This is a genomic window from Bacteroidota bacterium (assembly GCA_034723125.1).
In the GTDB taxonomy this organism is placed as follows: Bacteria; Bacteroidota; Bacteroidia; order CAILMK01; family JAAYUY01; genus JAYEOP01.
Map to the genome: position 1 here is coordinate 1 of JAYEOP010000483.1, position 8,489 is coordinate 8,489.

The 8,489-nt window shown below is 28.8% G+C and carries 6 protein-coding genes; 4 read left to right on the forward strand and 2 right to left on the reverse strand.

The window, feature by feature from the left end:
• Positions 1 to 28: 28 nt before the first annotated feature.
• Both U9R42_12560 and U9R42_12565 read right to left on the reverse strand, forming a co-directional pair.
• Entirely contained in the window at positions 29 to 991 is a 963-nt protein-coding gene (locus U9R42_12560; GenBank protein ID MEA3496850.1) for a hypothetical protein, read from the reverse strand.
• 128 nt (positions 992 to 1,119) lie between these two features.
• Positions 1,120 to 2,352, reverse strand: a complete 1,233-nt coding sequence (locus tag U9R42_12565) for a nucleoside recognition domain-containing protein (protein ID MEA3496851.1) — start codon at positions 2,350 to 2,352, stop codon at positions 1,120 to 1,122.
• A 178-nt stretch (positions 2,353 to 2,530) separates the two neighbouring features.
• Between U9R42_12565 and U9R42_12570 the strand changes: the two genes are divergently transcribed.
• The 4 genes from U9R42_12570 (at position 2,531) to U9R42_12585 (ending at position 8,254) form a co-directional block, all read left to right on the forward strand.
• On the forward strand, positions 2,531 to 3,454 hold the full coding sequence (locus U9R42_12570; GenBank protein MEA3496852.1) for a TAXI family TRAP transporter solute-binding subunit: 924 nt from the start codon (positions 2,531 to 2,533) through the stop codon (positions 3,452 to 3,454).
• Positions 3,455 to 3,536: 82 nt separating this feature from the next.
• The gene (locus U9R42_12575; GenBank protein MEA3496853.1) at positions 3,537 to 3,719 is read left to right on the forward strand and encodes a hypothetical protein; all 183 of its coding nucleotides are present in this window, start codon (positions 3,537 to 3,539) and stop codon (positions 3,717 to 3,719) included.
• A 178-nt stretch (positions 3,720 to 3,897) separates the two neighbouring features.
• The gene (locus U9R42_12580; protein MEA3496854.1) at positions 3,898 to 5,442 is read left to right on the forward strand and encodes a serine hydrolase; all 1,545 of its coding nucleotides are present in this window, start codon (positions 3,898 to 3,900) and stop codon (positions 5,440 to 5,442) included.
• A gap of 460 nt (positions 5,443 to 5,902) precedes the next feature.
• Positions 5,903 to 8,254 (forward strand): LamG-like jellyroll fold domain-containing protein, encoded by a 2,352-nt coding sequence (locus tag U9R42_12585; GenBank protein MEA3496855.1) that lies wholly within the window; start codon positions 5,903 to 5,905, stop codon positions 8,252 to 8,254.
• The last annotated feature ends 235 nt before the right edge of the window (positions 8,255 to 8,489 follow it).

An 8,489-nucleotide genomic window follows, 5' to 3' on the forward strand; every position in this document is an offset into this window, starting at 1 on the left:
ATTTTATAGCTTTCGAATGTATTTGCCATCAATTATTTTGTTGATAATTTTGAATATCTTTTGATTGGACTGTACTACTGTTAATATCTAGGAAAAATATCATTTTTGCATGACCGACAAGACACAATCTTTGGTCGCTAATTCTAATAATGTCATATACAGGGAAATTATTATTGAATTTGAGATTTTGAATTGATTTTGTAATTTTATTAATTATTGATAGTGATCCATCATTGTTACAGGTAATAATGTTGTTGTTAAAAAGTAAGAAACTGTATATGCATCCGGTTTGTTTTGTGATTTTCAGATAATTATTAAGATTTCCCATCAAACCATTTTTTTTGTAAAATATATTTTTACAACCACTGTATAAAACAGAATCTCCATTAGGAACAAGCTTATGAATTAAACCTTTGGCGATTGCATCTTTTTCCCAGCTATTCCCATTATTTTCGGAAGAAAGAATAGTCGTCTTTGATTTTAGAAAATGATAGGCAGAAGCCATTATTTTATTGCTTTTAGGTTGCTCTAAAAGTGACCAAACAAAACTAAGATTGCTTTTCCAAACAATTTCCGGCTCTTTAACAAAGTTTGAATCAATTTTTAAAATAACTCCTTTAGGAATACCAATTTTTCCTTTTGCAATTCTGTAGTAGCCTCCTGCAACCAAAATGTTTCCATTTTTTGTTATGAGCATATCATAAAAAGCAACTTTTTTAAAATGTTTGTTGAATTCATATTTCTTTATTTTAGATGTGGAGATGCAATATTTGTAAATTTTACCGTCAGCAGTTGATATTAAAACATAATCATTATGTTTTAATATTTTAAGAATTGTAGAGTTGCTGTTTGCGTATTTTATATTTTCAATATTTCCTAAGGTGTCAATTTTTATCAAAATGCCTGATTTACCACCTGTCCAAAATTCATTATCGTTTATTTTACAAATATCGTAAAGGCTAAATTCTGTAGTTTCTCCCTTGTTCAACATTTGTATCTTTTGCCCATAACTTTTGTGAAAAGCTAAAAAGTCTAAGAGTAAGACAAAAATGAAAATGATATTTTTATAAAAAAGAGGCTTCATTAAATCAATTTAAAAAAGAGTAAATATATGATATTTTAGTGAAAAAACAAATAAGCAATAAAAATTGCTGCGATAATTCCTGTAACATCAGCAATTAGTCCGCAGGTAACTGCATATCTTGTTCGTTTAATATTTACTGCACCAAAATAAACTGCAAGTGTATAAAAAGTAGTTTCGGTAGAACCTTGGAAAGTTGAAGCTAATTTGCCGACAAAAGAGTCAGCACCGTATGTTTGCATGCTTTCAACCATCATTCCCCTAGCACCACTGCCGCTTAGTGGTTTCATGATTGCTGTTGGTAAGGCAGGGACAAAGTCTGTGTTTACTCCTAAAAGTGCAAAAAATTTCCCAATTCCGTCAACCATGATGTTCATTGCCCCTGAAGCTCTAAAAACTCCTATTGCTACTAACATTGCTACTAAGTATGGAATGATTTTTATCGCAACTGAAAAGCCATCTTTTGCACCGTCAATGAATGTTTCGTAAATATTTATTTTTTTGCGTAAAGCAAGACTAATAAAAGAAATAATTATGGTAAATAAAATGAGATTTCCTAAAACTGTTGAAATACTACTAATTTTTTCTTGAGGTAATCCTGAGAAATAAAAAATTATTGCTGTTATAAATAATGTAGCTGTCCCCAAATAAGCAAGAATCGTTTTGTTAAAAAGATTTATTTTTTGAAAAATAGAAACAGAAATTAATCCTGCTAAGGTTGAAAAATAAGTAGCAAGTAGTATAGGAATAAAAATATCGGAAGGATTTGCAGCACCTCCTGCTGCTCTCAAAGCCATAATGCTAATTGGAATAATTGTTAGCCCTGAAGTGTTAAGAACAATAAACATTATTTGTGCATTTGAAGCAGTATCTTTAGTTTTGTTAACCTCCTGAAGTTGGGTCATAGCTTTTAATCCCAAAGGTGTGGCTGCATTATCCAACCCAAGCATGTTAGCAGCAAAATTCATTATCATTGAGCCATGTGCAGGATGACTTTCAGGTATTTCGGGAAATAGTTTTTTAAAAAAAGGTCGGAATATTCTTGATAATACATTTACAGCTCCTCCTTTTTCACCAATATTCATAATCCCAAGCCACAGAGACATAATACCAATAAGATAAATGGATATTTTAACGCTGGTTTCTGCCATGTCAAAAGTGCTTTGGATGATGTTGGGGAATACTTCTGCATCACCAAAAAAAATCAGGCGTATCAAGGCAACAACAAATGCAATAAGAAAAAATGCAATCCAGATGTAATTTAAAACCATTCTTTTGTTTTAATTTTGGGATTCAAAGGTATTGAATATTATTTTTTCTGATGTTTTGAATTAAAAAAATAATTTGAAAAAAAAATTATTGTATCTGTTTTTATTTAAATTTGTTTTAATACCTTTGTTTAAACAAATTGAATCTAAATATTTTTTGTTTTGATTAAAATATTCTAAAATGAAAATCAGAAAGCAATTATTTTTAAGTTTTTTATTTATAACTTTTTTTGTTCCGTTTTTTTTGTCAGCACAAATGAAAGTTTTATCAGGTTTTGAGGGTGGTTCTTATTTCCAAATGGCTAATGAACTCAATATGATTACAGATGTTGAACTAAAGGTTATACCTACCGAAGGGAGTCGTGATAATTTTTTCAAACTTAAATCAAACAATGCTGATATTGCTTTTTTACAATATGATGTGCTTTTTTACCAAACAGGATACATGAAGGATGAAAGTAAAAGTGTAAAAAAAATGAAAATACTTCTTCCTCTTGGTTATGAAGAAATTCATTTAATTACAAAAAAAGATTCTCGGATAAGAACTATAAAAGATTTAAAACGAAAAAAAGTAGGCGTTGGTTCTAAACTGCAAGGTACAATAGTAACATCAGGTTATATCCGGAAAAAATTAAATGGAAAATGGAAGGAAGTTCGAATACCTTTTGACGATGCACTAGAATCATTGGAAAAAGGAAGAATTGATGCATTTTTCTTTGTCGGTTCAGCACCGGTAAAAAAATTGAATACACTAACAGGAAGTCTTAAGGATAACCTAAAATTGATTCCGATAACAAATCCGAAACTAAATGATTATTATGCAAAAACTACAATAAAAGCGGGTACATACAATTGGCTCAATAATGATATTGAAACATATTCGGTACGATATGCTCTGGTTACTAATACGATAAATGAAACAATTGAAGATAAAGAGTATTTAAGAAACCTGCTGGATGATATCAAGAATAATATTGATGTTTTGAAAAAAGACGGTCATAGAATGTGGGGAAATGTTGATTTTAATTTTGACAGAATATTATGGGATATTCATCCTATTTCCGTTGAAATTTTTAATTTAGAAAAAAAAGAACATAAATTTTAAAATAATTTGTTTGTTTAATAAAATAGTTTATCTTTGCCATTGAATAATTATAAGTAAAAAAAATAAAATTGAACTAAATATAATGAAAAAAATTATAGTATTATTGATGATAGTTAGTTTGTTGAGTTGTGTTGGAATAACCGCATTATATGCACAACCATTACCTCCACCAGCTACAGCCCCTATTTCAGGTGGTTTAGGGATACTTATTATCTCAGGTATTGTTTATGGTTTAAAAAAATATTTTTCAAAAAATAAAAAATAATCATTATTTAGTTTATTCTTTACTAATTTAATATTCAGCCTATAATCCCACTGTGGGAAATAAAATAACTACTAAAATAAAAATTCAAATTTCAAACATTTTTCAAATAAAATGTTTGATTTAATTGACATACATTTAAATATTTCTGTAAATTTGAAACTAATTAAATATTTTTCAAATGAAAACTTATCAATCGAAATCAATTAGTAAAAAGACATTTATTCTAACATTTTTATTAATAACAGTTTTTTCATTAACAATTTTTTCTCAAACTGATGAAAAAATTGAACAGCTTGATAAATATTTTGAAGAAGCTATAAAGGAATGGAATGTTCCTGGTATGGCTGTAGCAATTGTAAAAAAGAATGAAGTGATTTTGTCAAAAGGATATGGAGTACGAACTATTAATGTTAATAAAAAGATTGATAAAAACACATTGTTTCCAATTGCATCGATAACAAAGTCATTTACAAGTGCCGCAATTGCATCTTTAGTTGATGAAGGAAAGTTATCATGGGATGATCCTGTAAGAAAGTATTTGCCGTATTTTAAATTATATGATCCTTACGTTTCAGAAAATATGAAAGTGCGAGATCTTTTATGTCATAGGTCAGGATTAAAAACTTTTAGTGGAGATTTATTATGGTATGGTTCAAGCTATTCAAGAGAGGAAGTGTTAAGACGAGCAAGGTTTTTGAAACCCGAATATGGTTTTCGTGAGCATTTTGGATATTCAAATATTATGTATATCGCAGCAGGAGAGGTGGTTGAGATGGTTAGTGGAAAATCGTGGGACGAGTATATCAATGAAAAGTTTTTTGAACCGCTTGGGATGGCAAAATCAAATACTTCTTTGACAGAATTAAAAAAATATAAAAATATTGCCCGACCTCATACAGAAAAAGATGGGAAAGTTATTGAGATTCCTTATTTAAATTGGGATAATGTTGGAGGTGCCGGTGCAATTAATTCTAATGTTAATGAGATGGCACAGTGGATTAAACTTCAATTAAATAACGGGAGTTTGGATGGTAAAAAATATTTTAGTAGGAAATCTAGTGAAGAGATGTGGTCAGCTCATACGGTTCAGGCGGTTAGTAGAAGTATTTTATGGCCTTCTAATCATTTTAAGGCTTATGGTCTTGGCTGGGGATTGTTTGATTATCATGGAAAAAAAATTGTAGGACATAGTGGGGGATATGATGGGATTATCTCATATATTGCTTTGGTTCCTGAAGAAGATTTGGGCTTTATAATTTTAACAAATAAAAATTCTGCACTTTATTATGCAATGTTTTATAAAATATTAGACGTATTTATTGGTGATATTGATAAAGATTGGAGTAAGATAATTCATGAAATTGTTATGAGTAGGGATGAAGCAAATAAAGAGAAAAAAAATAGTGAAATCTTAAAAGAAACTAAGCCAATATTAGATTTAAAAGAATATACAGGTATTTATGGAGGTAAACTTTATGGTAATTCTGAGATTTTTATAAAAGACGGAAAGCTTTACTTGAAATTTTTACCATCTCCAAAATTTGTAGGAGAACTTAAACATTATAAATATAATACCTTTGAAATTGAATTTGAATATTTCCCAAGTCTTCCAAAGGGAAAGGTTCATTTTTTAATTGATGAAAATGGGAAAACCGAAGAACTTAGAATCGATGTTCCTAATCCTGATTTCGATTTTACTGAATTAAAGTTTCTTCGTTTGTAATTGTTGAGTCCAATCTAAAAAGTTTGAAAATAGGGATTGCCTCAAAGACACAAAAGGGATACAATCAATACAAAAATTTTTGTAAATTATTTGTTTCTATACATCTGTGGTTAAAATTGCTTTTGGAGTGTATCCATTGTTACTTTTTTTAAAAAAATGGGAACAAAATATTATTCATTGAATTTTAAGAGTAATTTCCTAACTTTCTTGGTGGAATTAAAAATAAATAATTGCAGGAAAATTCCAAAAATGAAACAAAAACTTCCATTTATGAGATTTTTACCAAATGGTATAAACACAGTGAAACAGATAGATATAAGATTGGCATGATATTATTATGAAAAAAAAGTCAAAAAAATTTGCATTTGCTTTTTTGCCTGCCATATATTTGTTATAGAAAAAAAAGTTGAAAAAACTAATTCTATAAAAGCTAACATTAACAAGTGAAAAAACAAATACTATGAAACATTTAATAAAAACAATCAGAAATGCAAGATTATTTCTTACAATATCTATCTTATTGATATCGAATGTTGTTATTGCACAAAGTGAATATTCAATAGATTTTGCACATAATAATGGGTATATACATATTAATGACAATTCCGTTTTAGATATTAATAGTGCAGGAACAATAGAATCATGGATAGAAATTTCTGCATTTCCATCTTCAGGACAAGTATCAGCAGCTATCATTCATAAAGGAGATCTTACAAATGAAAATGACAAGGCTTATTCATTATTAATATATAGCGATAATAAAATTGGTTTAAGTTTTTTTGATGCAAGTAGTATTGAGCATTCTATAAAAACTACTTCTACTTTTACTGTGGGTTATTGTGGCCATATTTCCGCAACTTGGAATGGAAGTGAAATAAAAATTTATGTTAATGGTAGTCTTGATAATTCAGCTACTTGTAGTGCTTATCCAAGAATAACTACAGCAGGAGTGAATGTTGGTGCAAAGTTTACATCCAATTATAATCAAACTTATAAGAATTATGCTTTTAATGGAAAAATCGATGAGGTTAGAATTTGGAATATAGAATTGAACCAAATTGAAATTCAGACAAGAATGTATGAATCAATTACATCAGCTACAGAAAGTCAACATCAAACAGAAGGTGGTACAAATCATTGGATTAATCTTGTTGGGTATTGGGGTTTTGAAACAGGGAATAATACAACTGTAGTAGATAATTCAAGTAATTCAAATAATGGAATTTTTATTGTTGCTCCTTTAACAAATAATTTGCCTGAATGGAGTTACCCCGGTTTTCCAATGGCAAAGTGGATAGGAAGCACAAGTAATAATTGGAATACAAGTTCTAACTGGAGTACAGGAATTGTTCCTGACGAAAATTATAATGCTGTTATTGGATGTGATAATAGAGCAGATGTAAATGATAATAAATCATGTCATAATTTAGTGATTTTACCGTCAGCTTCACTTACAATTTCATTAACAAAAACATTAACTGTTAATGGTGATTTGACAATTAAAACTAGTGATACTATGGTTGGGTCATTAATAAATTATGGAGATATTGTAATTGTGGGAACTTCAACTTTTGAAAGATTTATTGAAAGAGATGGGTGGCATTATATTTCTTCGCCTATTAGCAATGGTTCAACAAATTTATTGTGGGGTGCTGCTGTTTATTCTTACAGTGAATCTTACGATAGATGGGAAAGTCATGGTTCTGGAGAATCATTAACACCAATGAAAGGTTTTGATGTGTATTATAGATATGATCAAATTATTAAATTTAGAGGTACTCTTAATAAATCAAATTACACAACAACTGTTGCAAATTATAAAACAGGATGGAATTTTGTAGGGAATCCTTATCCGTCAACAATTGATTGGGATGCAACCTCAGGATGGATAAAAACTTATATTGAAAACTCAATTTATTTTTGGGATGCTGATTTAGAAACTTATGTTGCTTATGTTGGTGGCTCAGGTATAAATGGTGGTTCAAGATACATTCCTCCAACTCAAGCATTTTGGGTAAAATGTAACAGTCCTTACGGAACAGGTACTTTGGGAATGACCCCTGCGATTAGAGTACATGATAATTATTCCAAATTTAGAACTGAAAAAGTTAATAATGAATTGAAAATAAAATTATCAGGAAATAATTATTCTGATGAAACTGTAATTAGATTTAACGAAAATGCCAGCGAAGATTTTGATAATAATTTTGATGCTGAAAAAATGTTTAGCAGTAATGTTAGTGTACCTCAAATTTATTCTACTTTTTCATCAGAAGAAATTTATTCAATAAATACTTTACAGAATTTAAATAATGATGTTTCTGTTCCATTATTAGTAAAAATTGGTGTAGCAGGAAAGTATAAGTTCACATTTTTAGCAAATGAATTTAATGAAGGGGTAAATATTTTTATAGAAGATAAATATGAGAATAGAATTCATAATTTGAATTCCGGAACTTATATTTTTAATTCAATATCAGGTACTTTTGAAGATAGATTTGTGATTCATTTTTTGAAATCACAAATAATAGCTGATAACAATACTAATAAATCAAATTCAATTGAAGAGGATAATAGCTTTAGTCCAATAATTTATTCCTTTGAAAAAAATATTTATATTGACATGAGTACAACTGAACTATCTGAAGCTCAGCTTTGTGTTTATAACACATTAGGGCAAAAGATAATTAGTGAGGAAATTAATGGACATCAAATGTCAAAAATATCAATTGAAGATGCTGTAGGATATTATATTGTAAAATTAATAACAGAAGAAAAAACTTATTCGGAAAAGATATACTTAACTAAATAAATTCAAGTTTTACTTAACCAATAAAACCATTTATCATGAAAAAAGAATTTGCATCATATTTCGTAGCATTATTGTCAATACTGGTGATTTCAACATTAAATGTTATTGCATTTTATTTTTTGTTAACAATTTAAAACTCATGTTTGCTTAACCAATAAATTGCCAGTATTTTTAGTGTAAGTGTTTTTAGCTTTGAGACCTCCAATATTTTGGAGGTCTCTTTTTTTCGTTTTAT